The sequence below is a fragment of the Mesorhizobium sp. M0571 genome (genome assembly GCF_040320985.1).
Classification (GTDB): domain Bacteria; phylum Pseudomonadota; class Alphaproteobacteria; order Rhizobiales; family Rhizobiaceae; genus Mesorhizobium.
This window is the reverse complement of sequence record NZ_JAMYQT010000060.1, coordinates 1-20980: the sequence shown is the minus strand read 5'-3', so window position 1 is coordinate 20980 and position 20980 is coordinate 1. Positions and strand designations below refer to the sequence as shown.

Annotated in this window: 19 protein-coding genes and 2 pseudogenes; 3 read left to right on the top strand and 18 right to left on the bottom strand. The window is 60.5% G+C overall.

Features of this window, described 5'->3' with window-relative positions; all coding sequences use genetic code 11:
* Positions 1–10: 10 nt before the first annotated feature.
* The 6 genes from NKI85_RS33290 to NKI85_RS33265 all read right to left on the bottom strand — a co-directional run bounded on the left by NKI85_RS33290 (position 11) and on the right by NKI85_RS33265 (position 6193).
* Positions 11–808, bottom strand: coding sequence for an iron-sulfur cluster assembly protein (locus NKI85_RS33290; protein WP_352531480.1), 798 nt, complete (start codon positions 806–808; stop codon positions 11–13).
* A gap of 5 nt (positions 809–813) precedes the next feature.
* Positions 814–1836 carry an amidohydrolase family protein gene (locus NKI85_RS33285; RefSeq protein ID WP_352531479.1) on the bottom strand — a complete coding sequence of 341 codons (1023 nt, stop codon included), beginning with the start codon at positions 1834–1836 and terminating at the stop codon, positions 814–816.
* 72 nt (positions 1837–1908) lie between these two features.
* Positions 1909–2280, bottom strand: a complete 372-nt coding sequence (locus NKI85_RS33280; protein WP_352780186.1) for an MmoB/DmpM family protein — start codon at positions 2278–2280, stop codon at positions 1909–1911.
* A 17-nt stretch (positions 2281–2297) separates the two neighbouring features.
* Positions 2298–3356 carry an aromatic/alkene monooxygenase hydroxylase subunit beta gene (locus NKI85_RS33275; RefSeq protein WP_352531475.1) on the bottom strand — a complete coding sequence of 353 codons (1059 nt, stop codon included), beginning with the start codon at positions 3354–3356 and terminating at the stop codon, positions 2298–2300.
* 48 nt (positions 3357–3404) lie between these two features.
* Positions 3405–4466: an NADH:ubiquinone reductase (Na(+)-transporting) subunit F gene (locus NKI85_RS33270; RefSeq protein ID WP_352531473.1), complete on the bottom strand. Its 1062-nt coding sequence runs from the start codon at positions 4464–4466 to the stop codon at positions 3405–3407.
* A 53-nt stretch (positions 4467–4519) separates the two neighbouring features.
* Positions 4520–6193, bottom strand: coding sequence for an aromatic/alkene/methane monooxygenase hydroxylase/oxygenase subunit alpha (locus NKI85_RS33265; RefSeq protein ID WP_352531471.1), 1674 nt, complete (start codon positions 6191–6193; stop codon positions 4520–4522).
* 556 nt (positions 6194–6749) lie between these two features.
* On the opposite strand from NKI85_RS33265, the gene NKI85_RS33260 reads away from it, so the two are divergent.
* From NKI85_RS33260 to NKI85_RS33250, 3 genes are all read left to right on the top strand, one after another.
* Positions 6750–7226: a hypothetical protein gene (locus NKI85_RS33260; RefSeq protein ID WP_352531469.1), complete on the top strand. Its 477-nt coding sequence runs from the start codon at positions 6750–6752 to the stop codon at positions 7224–7226.
* A gap of 337 nt (positions 7227–7563) precedes the next feature.
* Complete coding sequence (locus NKI85_RS33255; RefSeq protein ID WP_352780185.1) at positions 7564–8691, top strand: WD40 repeat domain-containing protein; 1128 nt, start codon at positions 7564–7566, stop codon at positions 8689–8691.
* A 32-nt stretch (positions 8692–8723) separates the two neighbouring features.
* Positions 8724–8897 (top strand): hypothetical protein, encoded by a 174-nt coding sequence (locus NKI85_RS33250; RefSeq protein WP_164547015.1) that lies wholly within the window; start codon positions 8724–8726, stop codon positions 8895–8897.
* Between the two features lie 388 nt (positions 8898–9285).
* On the opposite strand, the gene NKI85_RS33245 is transcribed toward NKI85_RS33250, so the two are convergent.
* The 12 genes and pseudogenes from NKI85_RS33245 to NKI85_RS33190 form a co-directional block, all read right to left on the bottom strand.
* A complete protein-coding gene (locus tag NKI85_RS33245) occupies positions 9286–9924 on the bottom strand; it encodes a hypothetical protein (RefSeq protein ID WP_352531464.1) in 639 nt (212 codons plus the stop codon).
* Between the two features lie 136 nt (positions 9925–10060).
* Positions 10061–10414: a hypothetical protein gene (locus tag NKI85_RS33240; protein WP_352531462.1), complete on the bottom strand. Its 354-nt coding sequence runs from the start codon at positions 10412–10414 to the stop codon at positions 10061–10063.
* A 155-nt stretch (positions 10415–10569) separates the two neighbouring features.
* Positions 10570–10821: a DUF3363 domain-containing protein gene (locus NKI85_RS33235; protein WP_352531497.1), complete on the bottom strand. Its 252-nt coding sequence runs from the start codon at positions 10819–10821 to the stop codon at positions 10570–10572.
* A gap of 80 nt (positions 10822–10901) precedes the next feature.
* Positions 10902–12116 (bottom strand): annotated as a pseudogene (locus NKI85_RS33230) (DUF3363 domain-containing protein); the annotation flags it as partial.
* Between the two features lie 1347 nt (positions 12117–13463).
* Positions 13464–14678: an NAD-dependent formate dehydrogenase gene (locus NKI85_RS33225; protein WP_352780184.1), complete on the bottom strand. Its 1215-nt coding sequence runs from the start codon at positions 14676–14678 to the stop codon at positions 13464–13466.
* Between the two features lie 1049 nt (positions 14679–15727).
* Entirely contained in the window at positions 15728–16072 is a 345-nt protein-coding gene (locus NKI85_RS33220; protein ID WP_352531499.1) for a hypothetical protein, read from the bottom strand.
* A 468-nt stretch (positions 16073–16540) separates the two neighbouring features.
* The gene (locus NKI85_RS33215) at positions 16541–17266 is read right to left on the bottom strand and encodes an NAD(P)H-binding protein (RefSeq protein WP_352531458.1); all 726 of its coding nucleotides are present in this window, start codon (positions 17264–17266) and stop codon (positions 16541–16543) included.
* A gap of 67 nt (positions 17267–17333) precedes the next feature.
* Entirely contained in the window at positions 17334–17660 is a 327-nt protein-coding gene (locus tag NKI85_RS33210) for an antibiotic biosynthesis monooxygenase family protein (RefSeq protein WP_095199207.1), read from the bottom strand.
* A 35-nt stretch (positions 17661–17695) separates the two neighbouring features.
* Complete coding sequence (locus NKI85_RS33205) at positions 17696–18061, bottom strand: 4a-hydroxytetrahydrobiopterin dehydratase (RefSeq protein ID WP_352531455.1); 366 nt, start codon at positions 18059–18061, stop codon at positions 17696–17698.
* Positions 18062–18112: 51 nt separating this feature from the next.
* A pseudogene (locus NKI85_RS33200) lies at positions 18113–18187 on the bottom strand (NADH-quinone oxidoreductase subunit D-related protein); the annotation flags it as partial.
* 42 nt (positions 18188–18229) lie between these two features.
* Entirely contained in the window at positions 18230–19873 is a 1644-nt protein-coding gene (gene groL / locus NKI85_RS33195; RefSeq protein WP_352780183.1) for a chaperonin GroEL, read from the bottom strand.
* A 50-nt stretch (positions 19874–19923) separates the two neighbouring features.
* Positions 19924–20238 carry a co-chaperone GroES gene (locus NKI85_RS33190; protein WP_352530098.1) on the bottom strand — a complete coding sequence of 105 codons (315 nt, stop codon included), beginning with the start codon at positions 20236–20238 and terminating at the stop codon, positions 19924–19926.
* Positions 20239–20980: the final 742 nt, after the last annotated feature.

The window sequence follows — 20980 nt, the reverse complement described above, 5'->3', positions numbered from 1 at the left end:
CAGCTCTGCTTCAGGCGGTCGGCGCGGCCCGTGCCGGCACGCGATCCATGATGAAATCGACCAGCGTCGGTTCGCCGTCGACCATGTCCAGTTCCTTGTATCTGGTCTGCTTGAGCCCACGGCAAAGCGCGCCATTGAACTCCATATTGACGCGGACACCGCGCAGTTCGGCGAGATGGGCATCGAATGCGCCAGCCGGTATGCGTTGCCCTTCCCAGGTCACGAAGACAGGATCATCCGGCTGGCGGTCGGGAAAACGCTCAAGCAGAGCCGCCCTGTACCTCGGCTTCTGTTTGGCCGCTTCGCCCGGTTCGAACCGCGCGCCGTCGTATGCCGGCAGGTCCATGCCGAGGATTTCCCGATCCGTCAGGCCGTTCTGCCGCAGGCCGCGCAGAAGCGCCTCCTGGCGCCGCTTGAAGGCCTTCATCCCAAAGGTTTCGCGCAAAGCGCCGAGATCCTGATCCTCGGCGAGCCCGGCGAAAATATCGCCGAATGTCTTGCCGGCTTCCATGCCGCGATTGACCTCTTCCGCGAACATGTGATCGTGCAGCTTGACGCGATAGACAGGCGACCATGAGAGCTGGTCGAGCGCCTTGCGGACGCCGTCCAGCATGAGGAACGCGAAGTTGGGCGAGCACCAGTAGGTCGGCAGGCGGAAGTCGATCCCCACACTGCCATCGCTCGTCACCTGCGCCCGCTCGACGAAGCCCATCTCGGTAATCGGTTCGTCGAGCTCCGGGTCGTTGACCTCACCAAGGCGCCGCCAGAGTTCCTTCTCGCGGTTGCCGGAAACGCTGGCGGTTGCCATGGCCCCTACTCCGCCGCGATGCTGAAGGGCGCGCTGGCGAGCGCCTTCTTCTTGGCTTCGATGTCGATGTTGTAGAGACGCGCGGCGTTGAGGCCGAGGATCTTCTCCTTGATCTCGTCGGTCAGCTGCACACCACGTTCCGCGGCGATGTCCTCGGGGATCTGATAGGTCCAGAATTTCTCCACCAGCCAGCGCGGCGTCCAGATCGCGTAGTCGGAACCGAACAGGATTTTCTCCGGCCCGATCCAGAACAGCAGTTCGGCGATGACCTCGCCGAAATAGCGCGGGCGGGAATGGATGAAGGGCAGCGCCACCGCAAGCCCCCCATAGACGTTGGTTTCCTGCGTCGCGATCCAGCAGAAATCGTCGAGGCGCGGCAAGCCACAATGCTCGATGATCCAGTTGAGGCCCTGGAAATCCGTCGCCGCGTGATCGACGTCATGCACGTCGAACGCATCCTTGCTGAGCGGCAGGATCGTCGGGCCCTTGTGGACGTGGATGTTCCTGATGCCGAGCTTGTCGCAGAGTTCGAAGCATTTGTAAGCATCGGGATCGGTGAGCTTCCAGCCCTTGGAAGCGCCGTTCCATTCGGCCGTGTACATCTTCACGCCCTTGACGTCGTAGGTTTCCTTGAGGAAGTGAATGTACTCGAGCGCCTTCTCACCATCGCGCGGATCGAAGGCGCCATTGACGATGAAACGCTCCGGATAGCGCTTGGCCACCTCGGCGTTGCGCTCGATCGTGTTGAAGCCTTTGTTGTAGAAGTCCTTGAGATAGGTCGACTGGACGATCGCCACATCATCGGGACCGTCGATGAACAAGTCGCGATAGAGATCGTCGGCGCTGTACTTTTCGAACTTGCTCTTCTCCCACAGCTGGTCCTTGGGGCTCAGCCCCGTGTGATAGGCGTAGAAGCAGTCGATGAACTGCTTGCCGTGGATATTCTTCTGGTTCTCCGGGCTGCCGTCCCAGAAATGGGTGTGGCCATCGACCACGAAAATGTCCTTGCCTTCCGGTGTCCTAAACATTCTTCCCTCCGCAAGATGGGTGTTGATCGGTTCGGCGCGCCGCAACCAGGCGGCGCGCCTATTTTTTGTCGTCTATTCGATATATTCGAACATGTCGTCCATGTTGCCGAACAGGATCACGGTGTTGTCGTCGATGCGCACCATCCGCCCGTAGTGGGTGGAGCTATTGACCTCGAAAGTTTCGGCCGTCATCTCGCGGCCGAGATATTCGCTGATCTCATCCATCTTGAAGATCAGCTTGCCGGTGCCATCGATGCGGATCATCGCCGGTTGGTAGGTGACGGTTACGTTCGGCTTCAGGCCCATGAATTCAGCGATGGCCCTGGCTTCCACGGAGTCGTTCATGGTGACGCCGCACTGATGCGAAATCGTCTGTTCGAAGGTGATGTCCTTCATCGCCTTGAAGATGTTGGAATGCGATGCGTCGCGTGCTGTAGTTGACATGACGATTTCTCCCTGTGTCAGCGCTTGAGGCCGAGTTCGCCGAGGATCTGGCCAATCCGCTCCTCGGATTTGGCGCGGACGTCAGTGAACGCGACCGGCTTGGAATGCGGCATCGACCAGATCGGCTGCAGGCCGATGGCTGCCTTGTCGGCGAGCACGCCGTGCTTCTTGACCCAGCCCTGGAAGAGCTTCTTGTTCGCCGCGCCATGCTTCTCGTCATTGGCGAGCATGTGCATGAGGTCGATCGTGTTGGCGAGGTTGCGCTCGTAGTCGGCCTCGGCTGCCGAGATCACCGCAGGCGTGATGAAGTCATGGTTGGCGGCGGCGATCTGCATCAGGAAACCAGACCGGAATGCTTCTCCGACCAGCGGTTCGAAGACGATGTTGATGGCGAAATACTGTTCGAGATAGTCGGCCGCACCCATGATGGTCTCGACCGCTTCGCGGGTTCCTTGCCAGTTCTTGTCCTCGAGCCAGGCCTTCTTGCCGAGTTCGTCGTCCCAGCCGGGAAGGTCCATGCCGATCTCGGCAAGGTAGAGCGTGATGTCCTGTGCCAGCCGCAGCTTGTAGGACGAGTTGGTCAGCGTCGCGTTGTTGATCATCTGGGTGTAGCCGTAACGCTGCGCCTGCATCAGCGAGGTGCCGAGCCCGAATTCGGCATGTTTCCAGGCGCCGAGCTGCGTCTGCAGGATCTTGACCCAGGCCTTGTCGAAGGTCCTGGGCGCCCCCGACTTGCGGGCATTGTTGATGACGCTCTGCACCATCGTCTCAATTTTCGACTGGCGCTGGTAGTGCGTGCGTTCCCACTCCTGGTCGGGGGCGCGGAAGGCATGCCAGTTGGAGCTCTGCGCGGCGGTGTTCTGCTTGACATAAGCGCCCTTGCCGTCGGCAAAGGAGATGATCCAGTCCTGGATCAGGTAACGCTCCGGGTCAGGCTGTACGTCGACCGTCATGTCTTCGTAGTGCGTGGCGCGCTGGCCCTTGGGGTCGAAATACCGGTATTTCCGGCTGTCGGAGTCGGCAAAGATCGCCGCGCCGGCGGCTCCGGATCCGACTGAACTCGAGATAGCTGGCATAGTCTTCACTCCCTTGTTGCAGTTGTGGTTGGCTTGGCGTGGCCGCCCTCAATGGGCCGGCGTTGCACCCGCCGATGTGGTGAACTTGTCGAAGAAGATCCGCTCCGTCTCGAACCCATTCATGAACAGGACCGGCTGAAGCGCATCGATCATCGGCGGCGGGCCGCAGGCATGGACATCGCCCTGCCCGTCGACCGCCAGTTGCTTGAGCTTGGCGTCGACACTCTGGTGCACGAAGCCACGCTCGCCCTCCCATTCGGCGTCACCAGTCGCGTGCGACAGCACGGGAATGAAAGTGACGTCCGAATGCTGACCGATCAGCTCGGCGATCCTGTCGAGGTAGAACAGGTCGTTGCGCGTTCGAGCACCGTAGAAGAAATAGACCGGGCGTTTCTCGCCGCTCCTCAGATGGTCATTGAGGATCGACCAGATCGGCGACATACCCGAGCCGGCGCCGACCAGGATCAGGGGTCCTTGTCGTTCGTCGCGGCGGAAGCAGGTTCCGTAGGGTCCGACGACGGTGACTTCGGCTCCGACCTCGATGCCCCCGGAATCGAGCTCTCCGGAGAACTTTCCCTCAGGGTATTTTTTGATGATGAAGGAGAGTTTTTGGGTTTGGTCCGGCGTATTTGCCATGGAGAACGAGCGCGTAATCGTCTCCCCTTTTTGCGTGGTAACCGTGATGTCGACATATTGCCCCGCCCAGAACTTTATCGGCGAGCCGAGTTCGATCTCGATGCCGCGAATGTCGTGGGTCAAGTGCTCGATCAGAGCAATCCGGCCCTTGAACGTCTTCACGGCGATCGCTTTCGCCAAAATCTCCTCGTCGTAGTTGAGAAGCTCGACTTCCAGATCGGAGTAGGCGATGCAGCGGCATAAAAGGACGTGGCCGCTCTCCTTCTCCATGTCGTTCAGCGCGAAGGTCGAGTATTTGAGCATGTCGACTTCGCCATCGAGCAACACGCTCTTGCAGGCCGAGCATTGCCCTTCCTTGCAGCCGTGCGGCAGGGCGATGCCTTGGCGGAAAGCGGCGTTGAGCACCGTCTCGCCATCCTCGACGTCGAATTCGACGCCGACCGGGCTGAGCCTGACCGTGTGGGTTTCCGACATACGGACCTCCAGTAAAAGGAAGGGGGCGGGACGGACCCGCCCCCTTGGCCTGATCAGTTGCAGGGATTGATGGTGAAGCCCTTGGCGTAGTCCGCCAGGTGCTGCGCGCGTGCTTCCGGCGTCATGCCACGGAGCGCGTTCAACGGCGATCCGAGCTTGTTGCCGCGCACGTCGTCCAGCGTCCACATCTCCTTGTCGTCAAAGCGCATATGCGGCTGCGGGACGAGTGTCTTGCCATCGGAGCGGACGAAGTTCAGGTCCTTGATGGCATCGGCCAGATCCCAGCCATCATAGAGCGTCTCCCACTCGCGCTTGCCGCTGAAGCGGCCCATCGCGGGTGTCGGACGGCCCTCATACTCGTCGGCGAAGGCCACAGTCGCGGTCCACTTGTCGAGCTCATGGGCGAAGGTGTGCAACTGGCCGTCGATCTCGCCAACAACCATATCCTCGCGGATCAGGCAGGGCACGAGGCAGGACCAGCAGCGGTGCGGGTAGACATAACCGACGTCGCTGTTGAACAGGAGCACCTTCTCGCCCTTGTGGCTAAGCTTGGCGTACCATTTCCAGAAGTCGCCGAACTCGGCGTACCAGCCCGGATACTTGTGCTCGAACCACTCGAAGTCCTTGTCGGTCTGGGCCTCGATGCGCCAGAAGTTGACCGGCCAGCCGACCGCGAAGAATTGTCCAACTTTGTGGACGTAATTCTTCTTGGTGATGCGTTCCCATGCTGCCTGGACGTCGTCGTGATGGACCTTGATGCCGTATTTCTCGAGCGGCAGCATGTAGGTGCGGTAGTAGTCTTCATAGATCCAGCGGTGCCACATTTCCGCGTAGGACTCCTTGTTCTTGTCGCGGTTGGTGGTGCCGTATTCGATGAAGGTGCCGATGGCAGCATCGACGATCGCGTGGTTCTGCCAGAAGGCGTAACGCAGGTCGCGCTCGAGCAAGAGGTGATTTTCCGGTTCCTTGAGCGCTGCCATCAGCAGTGAGTGGCCGTTGCCGATATGCCGGCTCTCGTCCGACTGCACCGACAGGAAGACGGTCGGCAGCGCGTAGTCGCCGTTACGGGCGGCTTCCGAAGGCATGGCGACGAACAGCGTGTTGGTGAAGGCGGTCTCGGCCACCACGGTCAGGTACATGCAGGCGGCGGTCATCGTGTCGCCGGTGATGAAGCCTTCCGCGAACTGCCGGCCGATGGTCGTGGCGTAGCATTTTCCGAAGGCTTCCTCGGTGATGTCGAAGCCCGCCGGATCGATGTAGTTCTCCATGTACCATTTCTTCAGGTTCATCTGGATCGTCGAGTGACGGAACTCGTCGATCATCTGCATGGTGAAGCCGGTCCTGAGTTCCTCGCCGGGCGCGATGCGGGCGACCATCGCCATCGAGCGGGCGGCGGAAATCTCCGGGAAGGGAATGATCGCCAGGAAGAGCTTCATCCACTCGACCCAGCGCGGCTCGACGTTGCGGAACATATCGCCGCGCAATGCCGCATCGAGTGCGCCATAGACGCGGTTGTCCTTCTCTTCCTGCATCGGAAAGTACGACCGCAAAACCTGCTTCATCGGGTCGCGCGGCGTCTTGTTGATCTTGTAGTCGGTCGGAAACGTCATCGCTTCCTGAACGTAGGAAGGATTCCAGCCGAGATCGGCAATCTTCTTGGTTGCCTCGCCGACGGAGATTCCGCGTTGCGAGGTAATCTTGTTGAGCGTCAGAGACGTCATGGTCATAAGCCTCCACCAGGTTTGAGCCCGGGTCCCTTGACCCCGGCATGAAGCGGCGCACGGCACCGCCAGTGAGAGTGCGAACGGCACGACAAAGGGTTGCGCATTCAGGTGCGACTCATGGTCCGGCCATTCAAGTGGATCGCGGCAAAGGTGTTGGAGGCGTCTGGCAGGGATCCGCGACGCCAACCGCATATGCGATGGGCGTATCGAAGCGGCCTGCTTCCTCCGTTCCTTCGTTCTTTTGGCACCGCGTCAAAAGCGCGATGGGCTTCTTGTGGAAATGTACAAAGCAAGCGCCGTGCCAACTCGAAATAATGTCCATGGCTGGCGCAAAAAACAAAATCGCTGCTCTTTCGGCACATGAGAAAATAACCAACTGTAACGTTATTTTACAGTTGTAACGTACGCCTGTAATATTTAACATCTATTCGCATCTGCAATATATTTAGTTTAGCATGTGCAGCAAATATCAAAACCAATATTATCTGTTCAATTCATCGTCTTTCTCTACTATTTGAAGGCGACGGCCCGTGGATGGGCCTCGCGCTGGAGAGAGACCATGCCGAACGATAAAGACAGCCGGAGGCCGCCCGAGCCAATGTCCAGCCAGGCCGACGGTGTCACCGGCGATCTTGTCAGGCTGATGCCCCGGGATCTGGTCTTTGTCATGCGCTTCATGGGCGAGAGCCAATATCGCCTCCAGAGCCACTTCCAGGACTTCATCCGGGCCGAGCTAGCCGCCGGCGGCGTCACCACGGAAACGCATCCGATGATCCATCTGTTCATCGAGAACCATGCGATCCTGTTGCGGGACTTCGTGTTTTCCGGCGTTTCGCTGTCACGCCAGTTCCGCGTCGACGAAATCGAGCGCCTCACCGGCGATAGGACGTCGATGATCCGCGTCGACATCTGGGACCAGCTCAAGAGCCACATCGAAACGGCTGAAAAACAGTTCCATTCCCAGGCCGGCACGTTGCCCAAATTGCTGTCGGCTTTCGAAAAACCATCCGGACCGATGGCTGGGAGCGAAAAATGACGGGAGGATCCGATGGGGAAAACTACCAGGCGTGACGCGCTGCTCGCCCGCAGGCTCGATCTTGTCGCCTACGTCTCCGCGCTCACTGCCGAGGCGCTGCGGCTCAATCAGAAACGCGCAGGTATCGAGATGGAGGTGCTGCGCCTGGAACTCGAAATCGGCAGGAACGGCGCCAGCGCGCAACTGGTGCGGGACTTGCATGAGGCGAAGGAGAGAGCCGCGGCAATCATGCACGAATGCGCGGCGTGCGATGACAGCATCTCGCTGCGGAAGGTGACGTCGAGGACGTCGACCGGAGCCTCGCGGCGACGGATGGAAACTGACGAAGGGAATCGTCATGAACCAGCACGCGATACAGAACCTGACCTTGTTCGACCTGCTGGCGCGAAGCTGGCGTCGTCCGTCGGCGATCGCCGATCTGCGCTTCAGCGCCGATGGCTCGACTGTCGCTTTCGCCTGCGTGGATGGAACAGTCGCCATAGCCGCGGTCGCGGACCAGGAGCCGCCGGAGTCGCGGATCAGGGTGAGCGGCGATCTCGGCCAGACGACGATCCGCCCAAGGGAAAAATTGCCGTTGCCATTGATAGCCACCGCTGCGTTGGGAGATGGCGACGTTCCACTCGCCAACTACCTTCGGTCCGGCTTCCTCGTCGGAACGGCGGCCGGCGAAGCGGTGCATCTGACCGCGGACGGCAATCTGATGGAGACGCTGGTCAAGATCGACGGACCGGTCGTCGCCGTCGACCACAGCCCCCGGACGGCCATGACAGCCGTCAGCAATGGGCAGGATGTTTTCCTGTCACGCGGCCAAGGCGATGCGGTGAGACTGCGACACGGTGCGACACCGTCCACGGATGCGCTTGCCTTTTCGTCAGGCGGAAGGCGCCTCGCCTATGGCCTGGACGGCGGATTGTCGATCTGGATGATAGAAGGCGACGCCACGCCGATACGCGATATCCCCTTTTCAGCGCGTCCGATATCGATCCGCTGGAGTGGCGACGGCACCTGGCTGGCCTCTGGGCTCGAAACCGGAGGCTTTGCTCTGGTCAGCGTGAACGATGGCCGAGCTGAGATCGTCGGGGGATTTCCATCGCCGGTCCGGACAGTGTGCTGGAGCCCAACCGCAAATGCGCTGTTTGCCTCGGGCGCCTTCCGGATCGCCGGCTGGTCGATGGCCGCCCCGCCGGTTGGCGGCAAAACCTCGGGCGCGTTGGAGACAGGTCGCGCCGGGCTGGTCCTGGTCGAGGCGGTGGCGGCGCATCCGGAGAAGAAGCTGATTGCGGCCGGCTATGCCAACGGTCGGATCACCATCGCCCAGATCGGCGCGCGAGACGAACTCCTCGTCAGACCTTTGGGGGGCTCGGTGACCGCGCTTGCCTGGTCCGGCGATGGACGGCACCTAGCGGTGGGCGCCGTCGACGGCACCGCCGCGATCGTCACCTTTCCCGCGCAGATGTTCAAATAGCAAAAGCAGGCCGCATGCAAGAGGAGGAGAAAATGCAAACCGAACCCACCCCCGAAGACGAGAGCAAGGACGAATTTTTCGACCGGCTCGCCAAACTGTCAGAAGAAATGGTGGCCAAGCATGGCAAGGATTTCAGCATGGGCGCGCTGGTGCTTGCCGCCCGCTGGATCGCGGAAAACCGCGTCGGCCAGTTGAAGACCAACTAGGGTTCGCATCCATAAGGATTGAACTCACGCAGGCGCAGCAAACCGTTTGGAGACGCCATTCGCCTGCCCTTCTCGGTGATGCCGGCTGGCGCCAGATGAGGTCGGGCTCCTGCGCGGGCTTGCCCCGAAATCGTCTCAATTATCCTTCTTCGGAGGTGTCGGCCGCCGGCCGGCGCTCCTGAACATGCAAATCTGGTCCTTCTTTCGCTAACGACCCCCGCTCACGGTCCGCCTCTTATGATTTCTACCTCGATTTGCCAGGTGGGCAAGTTGTGATCGATCAGGAACCTGATCAGGTCCTCTGTTGAGTTCCACGCCGCATATTATGCGACTGCACAGCACCAGCCCGCCACTTGCGGAGCTTGGGACACCGCCCGCAGTGAAAAAACTATTCAGGCATATTCTCTTGCATGATGCTGAGCGCCGAGCGGATTTGCGGCCAGGGGAACTCGGAGCATTCCTCCCAGGCCTCGCCCTCGCGCAACACGGCATCAAGCTTGCCTGCCACACCGGCGAGAGTCGTGGCAGGCGTCGTTGAGAACGCTTCCAGCAGATCCTGTGCCTGGTCGCCAGCCTCGCGCTCGGCCCTGAGCGCGGCGGTGTAACCGGTCTCCTCGGCAGCCACATCCCAGCGTGCCTGATGCGCTGCGAAATCCGCTTCGGTCTTCTCGCCGAGAACCGCCATATCCGACCCTTTGCCGAGCACTTCATTGAGCGCCTCGATCGAGTGGACGGTCACGTCCCCACCCTCGGGCAGGCGAACGGCCACACAAGGAAAGCCCACGCCTGCGATGAGCCTCGTCTCCAGGCGCTGCTGCGCGCGGCAAAGCCGTTCGGCTAACTTGTGGGCTTTCCGCCATTCTCGCCAGAGCGCCAGCGCCGGGTCGGCGGGCATACTCGTCATCGCTGGATTGCTGGCGAGCGCGCGTTTCTCAAGCACCAAAGCAGTGGACGTGATCATCCCTCCCGCAAGCACTTCCCTGCGCGTGACGAACGGCGGAGTCGTGGTATTGTCGGAATCACCCATGATCCGAGCTCCTCGGAAGCTTGGTTTGTGGTCAGGCCGGGCACGGTGCGCCAACACCGCGCCTAGCCGCACCTCGGACCATCGGCCCAAGGGTATCGCTGATACCTTTGGATCATATAGGAATGATCTAAAGGGATCAATAGGCTTGGTAACAGCAGGACAGATGCGGGCAGCGCGCGCGTTGATTGGTATCGCCCAGGCAGAGCTTGCTCGCCGGGCTGGTGTATCTATTCCAACGATCAAGCGCTGCGAAAGCGACGGCAAAAACGGTCTGATGGTATCCGCCGAAACCCAAGCAAAAATTCGTGCCGCTCTTGAAGCCGAAGGCGTGGAGTTTACCAATGGCGATCGCCCAGGCGTCAGGTTGCGGCGACCGTAGTCGGCCGTTGATCAGTTGAGCGCAGGATTGCGGGCGCCGCTTCAGCCAGCCCCGGCAGCGCAGGCTCATTCTGTACCGTAGGCCGCTTGCCAGACCAGCGGCGAGCGGCATGGCTCGCGCCAGGTCTCTATGAGCAAAAAGGCCTCCCGCCAACTCAGGATGGAATAAAGAGCTGGTAGTCGTGAAACGCTGGCTGGCCAACGTGCTGGTGACGATCTCGAGCCGGCGTCAGCGCGATCTCCTGCAGGGTTGCGCGCGGCAGGCCCTCACATCCCGATCCCCAGGCCGCGTTTTCTGCCGAAGCTCCAGTCGATGCCGCCGCTGTTTTGCACGAAGCCGGTAATGTGCTGGCCGATGCGCCCTTCCAGCATCGGCTGCCAGGGCACGAGCCGGAAGCCGAGACCATCGTCCAGCATGGCAAAGCGCCCGCTGGCAAGACTGACCGGGCTGAGGAGCGTGCCGCTGACGTGATTGCCGGGCTGGACGGGCGCGAAGATGAGGCCGCGCGCAGCGGCCATTGCCTTGCCGACGCGCGCGCGACCTCCTGGCGCTCCAGCGTGGCAACAAGGTCGCGCGAGAAGGTGATCGTCCCGCTCGTCGCATCGCGTGCGGCATGGCCCATCCTGACGAGCTGGGCAGCCCGTCTGTCGAGGGCGTTGTCCACGTCGAGACCAAAACCTGACCGGACCAGCGGCACAGGGTTCTTGGCCGTCAGCTCCCGGTCGAGCCATGTGGCGCCGTCACTGCCGATCTGTGCGTCAAGATCGAGCGTCGAGAGCACGCGGACGGAGAAGCCCTTTCCGCGGGTGCGGGCATCATAGGCGATGCCGCGCTCGGACAGGTCTTGCGGAACGCGCCAGTGGTCTTCGTCGATGCGCTCGACGTGGCCGGCCCGGCGCAGCGCTTCGAGACGGCGGACATGGAAACGGACGAAGGCGTCCGGGTCCTTGCCCTCTTCGAAAAACGTCTCGCGGATCGCCTCCAGGTGTTGGCTTGGTCGATAGATGCCATCCTCGCCGGCTACGACGCCGATGTTGCGGTCGGCCGCACGCGGGTGCTCTTTCGGCAGGATTGGATCGAGCGCCACGATATGGCCGCGCTGAATGTCATCGAGCTTTGCAGCATCCGCGGTCTCGACATAGTGAGTACGCCCGTCCACATCGTCGACGACGAGCGACAGCCGGTCGCTCATCTCATCGCCGGCAAGACCCTTGGCGAGCACGCGGCCGACGACCGGCTCGGTGATGGTCCCCCGGTGCATTGCGTATTGCGCTGGGCCCCGCTCATGGTCGAGACCGTGCTCCTCCAGCGCCCGGTGCGTGGTCGTGATGATGTCGTTGCGCTCGCCAAGCGCCCTCAGCGTGCTTTCGGCTGCGTCGGCGATCACCCATCGGCCGGGCTCGATCTCGCTTGCCAGGCCGAAATGCGCCAGTGTCTTTGCCCGATCGATCAGCAGATAGCGGTTGCTGGAGATGGTGTAGCTGTCGCTGGCATTGGGACGGAGGTCGACAAGATCATGCTCCTGCTGCTCGGCAACCAACATGCGGTCGAGGCGGGTCAGCCGTTCGGCCCCGACCTCGTTGGCCAGCTTGCGGGCGACCTCGATCTCGCTTTGTAGCCCAAGCTCACGTTCCACCAGCTCGCCTGCCCGATGGCGGATGCCATGGGCGATGTAGTCGCCGGCGATGTTCAGGATCTTGCCGTCGTCGGTGATGCCGCGCACCAGGATATGGGTGTGCGGATGGCCGGTATTGTGGTGGTCGACGGCAATCCAATCGAGGCGCGTGTCGAGATCGGCTTCCATCTGCCGCATGAGATCGCGCGTGAAGGACCGCAGGTCTTCCATCTCGGCGGCATCCTCCGGCGCGACGATGAAGCGGAACTGATGGCGGTCGCCACGCCCGCGCTCGACAAAGGTCTTGCCGTCGGCCTCGTCGTCAACGGCCGAGTACACCCTGCCCTTCTCGCCATCCCTGGTGACGCCGTCGCGCTGGAGATAGCGCAGATGGGCATCAACGGCCTTGCTCGTCGTCACAAACTTTTGGCCGCGCCCGCTCGCCTTTCCTCGTCCCGGCAGCTTGACGACACGCGCCTTCACCACGACGCGGCGGGAGCGAAAACGGACGCCATTGCCGTCCTGCCGCCACCCGCCGGCGTCCTTTGGCAACGCTGACGCCACCTTGCCGCCGCGGCCGCGGGCGTTGAAGCGGCCACTCCCTTCCCGGCGCCGCTGCTTGCGCCGATGCGATAGGGATTGCCGCCTTGCTTGCGGACAGCGATCTCGACCTGGCGCACGAAGGGCAGCGTGCGCGAATTGACCGGCGCGCCGCCATCCCGCGTCCGGCCGGTGCGAACCTGGAACCTGTCGCTGTCACGATCTGCGATGACGACAGCATCGGGAGTCAGAATTCGCGGTTCAAGGTGGCCGGAGCGCTGAGCATGCTATGGACTGCAATGACTTGCTGTGGCGTAGGATGGCGGATCGCACATCGCTGCGGCACCTAAACTTTCCTGTTCAGATCAGTGGGATAACGGACCAACCAGCACCCTTCGCACCTCGCGCCGTGCCGCTCGGTGTCCGCACGCGCCGGAAAAAACAATGTGCAGACAGACACTTACGAGCGAAGCGAGGGCGAGCGCCAGCTCGCTTTATCTTGCCATCCCTCTTCGCCTTCTCGCCTTCTGCCTTCTCGCCTTCTTCGCCCTCACTCGCAGCCAACCCTCTCGCCGAAATTCTCGCGACGGAGCAGGTCGGAACGCAATTGCCCAGGAATGCGGGGATCATCGCGCTGGTACGGGAATACGCTGGACGAACAGGCTATCCGCGACGGATTTTGGCTCGGGCACAGCGTCAACGGGCAAGCTACCCGGCAGGGGCTCGACCGCAGTTAGGTCAGTGACAGCGACACCCATCGGCGACCGCATGTTGGACGAACGGATCGTCGCGAACATCTCAGCGGCAACATTCCACATCATTGTCGCCATGCGGCGACATTCCGGATGTCTGTGGTGTCCGCGAATCGCCGAACCGAGTGCGCTCGCTCTGCCCGCTCCTTGTCGTGCGCGCATAGGAATCGGAACCGCACCAGAACCCATGTCGATCTGCCCCCACGTCACCCTTGTCTTGTTCTCGTCCGAGTCGAGCGCAGCGGAAATCGATCTAGCGCGGATCACTCCTGGCCTTGAAGCGTGCTGCCTCTTCCGAACCGCGCGTGGCGTCTCCCGCGCTGTAGGAATGCGCGCCGGCGCCGGCGAGCTTGCCGCCGTCGACGATCAGATACTCCTCGCGGATTGACCTGCCTTCGAACCAGCACTCCAGAATCTCGCGGGTGCCGGCGGCGTAGCGCGCCTGGGCGGAGAGCGACGATCCTGAAATGTGCGGCGTCATGCCGTGATGCGGCATCGATCGCCACGGATGATCCTTGGGAGCCGGCTGCGGGAACCAGACGTCGCCGGCATAGCCAGCGAGTTGGCCACTCTCCAGCGCGCGGGCGATGGCGTCACGATTGCAGATCTTGCCGCGCGCCGTGTTCACCAGATAGGCGCCGCGTTTCATCCTGGCGATTATCGTCTCGTCAAAGAGGTTTTCCGTCTCCGGATGCAGAGGCGCATTGATCGTCACCACGTCGCAGACGCCGACCATGGATGCGGGGTCCTTGTGGAAGGTGACGCCAAGCTCTTTCTCGACCGCCTCAGGCAGGCGGTGGCGATCGGTGTAGTGCAACTTGACGTCGAACGGCTTCAGCCGGCGCAACACCGCGCTGCCGATCCGGCCGGCACCGACGGTTCCGATCTGCATTCCCTCGATATCGTAGGAGCGTGCGACGCAGTCGGCGATATTCCAGCCGCCTTTCACGACCCACTGGTAGGACGGGATGTAGTTGCGCACGAGCCCCAGGATCATCATGACCACATGCTCGGACACGCTGATCGAATTGCAGTAAGTCACCTCGGCGACCGTGATGCCGCGGTCCATGGCGGCCTGAAGATCGACATGATCGGATCCGATGCCGGCGGTGATCGCAAGCTTCAGTCTGCTTGCCTTGGCTATTCGTTCTTCGGTCAGATATGCCGGCCAGAACGGCTGCGAGATCACGATTTCGGCATCAACGAGTTCGCGTTCAAAAATGCTGGCGGGACCGTCTTTGTCCGAGGTCACCACCAGGCTGTGGCCCGCGCTTTCGAGAAATTTCCGGAGACCCAGTTCGCCGGACACGCTGCCGAGCAGGATCCCCGGTTCAAAGTCGATGGCCTTCGGCGTGGGAAGTGTCTGGCCGCCGGGATAGCGGTCGAGCTTTGGCAGGCCGTCCCGCGCATATTTTGTCGGATAACCGTCGACCGGATCGTCATAGAGGACGCAAACGACCTTTGCCATTGTGTATCTCCTTCGTCTGACAACGAAGAGGAAAACGCTCTGTTGTTAACGCTGCCGGCCAACGATGGTCGGCACGGCGATGCTCTGTTGAATTGCTGGTGGGGAGCAGACTCATCTGCCGGCGCTTCCTCATTCGGAAAGTTGTGCGCTATTGCGTGCTACATGGAAGACCCGGGCATGGTTTCAAGTGCTGCGGGCGGCACTGGTGCAGCGTTCGAGTTCCTTTATTTCAGACCGCGCGCACGGTTTGCTGACAACAAATGCTTAATGCGGACACTTCAGAATTGCCGAGGTTGGGCACCGTGCATCATGATCACTGACAGGCTCCGACTTCGCAGGCCTCAAGGGCTTCTGCATCCCCTCAAAGATTGCAAACAACCTGTTAGTCAGCGCTTATCAAGCAGAGGAATCTCGCATCGCTTGCCGCTCAGACGGTATTGCTAAGCCAGTTCGCAACGCTCACCGATGTCACCTGGAAATGGCGAAAGTGACGAGACAGACAGGCAGCTTATGCAAGTCCTGATCAAGTTCGAGTTGCGGACGCACTAGCCAGCGCTACAAGGCTAGCCTTCCACAATACGGGCCGTTTGTTGCCTTTTTACAGAAGATACGAAAACGCCGCTCGACCGGAAGGGAGCGGCGTTTACCAAGTGTGGTGTCCTACCCTAGACGAAACCCCGATTTGGTCGGGGCCGTCGGACTTGAACCGACGTTTCCAGCTTGTTCGCTATCAATCTATAGGTGGTGTTTTCCTGTCGTCCTTGCAAGCGCCATCGGCGTAGCTTCGCAGGGTGTGTAAGGATAGTCGGAGTCGATACAATTCCATCCGAATTCCGCAATTGAACGACCGCTGCTTTCCGGCTTCCGTGACGCGCACACTCGCTGGTTCTGCCGTCAGCAATGTCATCAATCGACCGGTCGCGTTCGACGCGGCTCGGAACGCCGATGATGCAACGATATCCTGACTCGCCGTAACGGCAGACGCTGGCCCTGTCGCCTAACTGCTCCGTCACTGTTTTCAGTGGAGCGCAAGCCCGCGCCGAAAAATACTAGAAGCCCCGCTCCTGCGGGGTTTTTCGTTGGGGGAAGCGTTGCGGCGACATCGACGGGTGATCCGCAGGAGAAGGGGCAGCGCCAGAGATCAGCGATGCAGCTTGGTCGGCACAAGACGACGGCAGGCCAACCTCACCAAGCCACTCGTCGTAGTGATGGTTTAGGGCCAACAACAACTCGTCTGGCTGATCCATGCCGCTTTGGAACAACTCGATGATTTGACGGCCAAGACGTTCCCTGGCCGGATCGCCCACTGCTATCCCGGCCTGACGGCAATAATCATCGACCACTGTGGCCAGTATTGAAAGCTGCTTTGAGTCCGCTGAGTCATTGAACGTCATTATCGCTTCTCCCTTTGTTGGGCGAAAGCGTTGGTCTCTTCCACTCGCCGGCTTGCCGGGAAGGTGCAGGCGACCATCGATATATAGTGTGCCGGTTTGGTACATACGACTCAATTTGAACTCGTTGGCAGCCTTCATGACGATGAAGGCCGGACTGTTGATCAGGTCGTGCGCCTTGAGCAGACGATAGACCGAAGCCTCATCGACGCTCGCCGCCGCTGCCCTTGTCGTTCCCCTTGGCGGGAGCGCACTAGCCGAAGAAGCTCTTTGATCAGTGATCCCACAATATCTCCTGGAGCATTTCCTCGACCGAGTACGGCGAAATTCCAAGTTCTCCAAATCCCGGCATCTTCGGCGATGACACGTTGTCGACCTGCATCAGTTCCACTTGATTCCGAGTGACGGGCGGGCCCGGGAGCATTTCGGCGAACCAAGCCAGCGCGTGCCAAGCGGCAAATGGGATTGGAATCAGTTTGGGCTTAAGACCGGCTTCGTGCGCAACGGCTCTGAGAAATTCCTTGTAAGAGTAGACGCGAGGAGCGCCGCACTCATACGCGTGATCGCATGCGTTTCCGTCCCCTGCAGCGCTCTTGCGGTCGCCTCTGCCACATCGCCCACATAGGCCGGCTGCAATCTCGTCAGGCCGCGACCGAACATCGGATAGATTGGAAGCCGGCGGAGAAGTTTGAGGATGGTGGTGAGAAACGCGTCATCCGGTCCGAACATCACCGCCGGGCGGATGATAGTGGCGTCAGCAAACGCGGCACGCACCACCAGTTCGCCTTCGCCACGCTTGCGGATGTAGAGCGACGGCGAGGCAACATCGGAGCCGATTCCTGAAACGTGAGCGAGCCGTTCGACGCCAGCTCGGTGTGCTTGAGCTGCAACCCGCCGGGCTGACTCGACATGTACGGAATGAAAGGTCTCCTGTCCCTGTTCGATATAAAGACTGACCGCATTTACAACACCGTAAGCACCAGCAAGTGCATCGGCGATCGCCCGCTCATCGTGGATATTGGCTTCGACCGATTGAAGTTGCGGATCATCAGAACCAAACAGCTTCTTGGCCCGTTCCGGATGTCTTGATGCGATCCGAACGAAAAACTCACCATCGCGGAGATGCCGAACAACGCGGCGGCCGAGAAACCCGGTTCCACCGAACACGGTGACGACGCGATGGTTCATGGCAGCCATGGCTTAGACTTTGTCAGCTCATGTCGGGTGTCTCGACCCGGCGGTTCAGGTCACGTAGACGGCACGCCTACTGACCACTATCTATCACCTGGGCTACCTCGTACAGATTGGGATCGATCTCGTCCGTCAACTGATCGAAGTGACCCCACTCCTTCCGGAATTCCGGCGATTGATGAGCCGATCGCAAGAGATCGCGATTCTGCCATTGGACGTAGTTGACGATGCGCCGCCCGTCGAGGCTGCGATGCAGACTGATTGAGATGAACCCAGGCTGGCGCGCCATAAAGCGCGCCCGCTCGGTCATGACGGACAATGCCTCGGCCTGCTTGTCCGGTTCAGAATCGACGATGGTGATTTGGGTGACGGGCTGGTTGTCGGTTCGGATCTGTGTCATGGAAACCTCGCTAGATTGGCGATGGATTTGCCGTGTCACTGCTGGCGGTCGAGGGGCCGGCCCGAGCGATCGAGCATCCGATCGATCTTGCTCGCCATGATGAAATCGTTCTCGTGCAGTCCTTTGATCTTCTTGGTGCTCAGGGACACCGTCACATAACCCCAGCCGAAGCTGATGTCGGGGTGATGGCCCTCGGTTTCGGCGAGCTCACCGATCTCCTGAACAAGGGTGAGCGCGTCCCGGAAATTGCGGCATCGAACGCTCCGCTGGATGCGGTGGGCATCGTCACCCAGCTCCCAATCAGGAGCCTGTGCCTGGAAGCGTTGGGCTTCATCACGCGTGAGCGGCGGGACGCCGCCGCGACAAGGCGTACATGTTTTCTCGGCAAGAGTGTCGGTCATGTTCTTGTCTCCAAGACCATTTTTAGCAGCAAAAACGACAGCGACGAGCGCCTATCGATCGATCTCCCCGAACACGATGTCGAGCGAGCCGATGATCGCCAAGATATCGGCTCGCATGTGCCCGCGTGCTGGGCCTTCCGTCGTCCTGGCTATAGTTTCAGGCGCCGCTCAGTAGTCCATTCCGCCCATTCCGCCCATACCTCCTGCGCCACCCATAGCGGACGCATCCTTCTGCGGAATGTCCGCGATCATTGCTTCAGCGGTGATCAGGAGCGCGGCAATCGAGCCGGCATCCTGCAGGGCCGTCCGAACGACCTTGGCGGGGTCGACGATACCGGCCTTGATCATGTCGACGTAGATCTCGTTCTGGGCATCAAAACCCTGATTGTGATCCTTGCTGTCGGCGAGCTTGCCGACGACGATCGAACCTTCGACGCCGGAATTCTCGGCAATCTGGCGGATCGGCGCTTCGAGCGCTCTCGACACGATCGAAATGCCCGCCGTCATGTCAGCATTCGCGCCAGTAAGCTCAGTCAAAGCTGCCTTGGCGCGCAAAAGCGCAACACCGCCGCCGGCAACGATGCCTTCTTCCACGGCTGCACGAGTGGCGTTCAGCGCATCATCGATGCGGTCCTTCTTTTCCTTGACTTCCGTCTCGGTCGCGCCGCCGACGCGAATGACAGCAACGCCGCCAGCCAGCTTCGCCAGCCGCTCCTGGAGTTTCTCCTTGTCGTAATCCGAGGTCGTTTCCTCGATCTGCAACTTGATCTGCTGGACGCGCGCCTGGATGGTGGCTTTCTCGCCGGCGCCGTCGATGATCGTCGTCGTATCCTTCTCTATGAGCACGCGCTTAGCCCGCCCGAGCATGTCGATGGTGACGTTCTCGAGTTTGATGCCGAGATCCTCGGAAATCATCTGGCCGGCGGTGAGCACGGCAATGTCTTCCAGCATCGCCTTGCGCCGGTCACCGAAGCCAGGCGCCTTGACGGCCGCGACCTTGAGGCCGCCGCGCAGCTTGTTGACGACCAGAGTCGCCAGCGCCTCGCCTTCGACGTCTTCCGAGATGATCAGCAGCGGCTTACCGCTTTGCACCACAGCTTCGAGGATGGGCAGCAACGCCTGCAAATTGCCGAGCTTCTTCTCATGGATGAGGATGTAAGGGTCCTCCAGCTCGGCGCGCATCTTCTCGGCATTGGTGACGAAATAGGGCGAGAGATAGCCGCGGTCGAACTGCATGCCTTCGACGACATCGAGTTCGGTTTCGGCTGTCTTGGCTTCTTCGACGGTGATCACGCCCTCATTGCCGACCTTGTTCATCGCCTTGGCGATCATGGCGCCGACCGACGCGTCGCCATTGGCGGCGATCGTACCAACCTGGGCGATCTCGTCCGAAGATTTGACTTTCCTGGCCCTGGTTTGAATGTCCTTCACCACAGCAGCCACAGCAAGGTCGATGCCGCGCTTGAGATCCATCGGGTTCATGCCCGCGGCAACGAATTTGGCACCTTCGCGCAGGATGGAAGCGGCCAGCACCGTGGCTGTCGTCGTGCCGTCGCCGGCGAGGTCGTTGGTCTTCGAGGCCACTTCGCGCACCATCTGGGCGCCCATGTTCTCGAACTTGTCGGCAAGCTCGATTTCCTTGGCGACGGCGACACCATCCTTGGTGATGCGCGGCGCGCCATAGGCCTTGTCGATGACGACATTGCGGCCTTTGGGGCCGAGCGTCACCTTGACGGCGTTGTTCAGAATTTCGACGCCGCGAAGCATCCGGTCGCGGGCATCGGTAGCGAATTTGATTTCCTTGGCAGACATGATTTTACGTCCAGTTCAGTCTTGAAATTGCGGGATCGGAAATCGCCCGGTCAGGCGGCTTTCTTGGCCGCTTTGGTCTTCTCGACGATGCCCAAAATGTCGCTCTCCTTCATGATCAGGAGGTCCTCGCCGTCGATCTTGACCTCGGTGCCGGACCATTTGCCGAACAGGATGAGATCGCCGGCCTTGACGTCGAGCGGGATCAGCATGCCGCTCTCGTCACGCGAGCCCGGGCCGACGGCGATCACTTCGCCTTCCTGAGGCTTTTCCTTGGCGGTGTCGGGAATAATGATCCCGCCCTTGGATTTGGTATCGCCTTCCGCGCGCCGAATGACGACGCGGTCGTGGAGTGGTCGGAATTTCATTGGGGGTTCTTTCTGCCGCCGCACATAGAGCGACTGCAACACTTAACATAGCCCCTTTGGCACTCGAATGATAGGAGTGCCAAATTTTTAATTCCTCAAACCGAAAATATTTGAAATGTAAATCAGTCGTTGTTACCGGCGCTTTTGGCCGTCCGAAAGGCGGAGCCATAAGCAATTTTATTGTAATTCATCCCTCTTAATTTTGCCGACAACAGACTATATTAATCCGCAATTACGAACCAACCTATTGAGCCTTGATTGAATGTGCATCGAGAGATATATACAGTTCGCGAAAATTTGGCACGATTTGGCTTTCCCGGTCCCGATCGACATAGGTCCGCGACCTTCGACCCACCATGAAGCACCGAATTTTCGACGGCGAATGTATAGCGCTTATCCGGCGCACATGTCGCTCTGTTCGAGCCTTTGAACCACGGCGCTGACTACGGATGTACTGGCAGCATTGGGATCTTTCCGGTTCGGATGGAAAAGATGCAGGAGGGACATCGGCGTGCTCCTGCGGAAAGCCGCACCCCCTCATGCAACGCAGCCTCCCCGCGTGGGGAGCGCTTGCCTGCGCTACGGCGGCGGCTTTCCATGCGAGCCGCTTCAAAAATGATGCTGCGAAACGGCGCTGGCTTTATCCGACGAACGCCTCACGCATCCGAGCGAACATGCCGGGCTGTCTCCCGGCAACCGCCGCACGGATGTGACGGGCGGCCGTTGCGGCGCTCACCGTCGC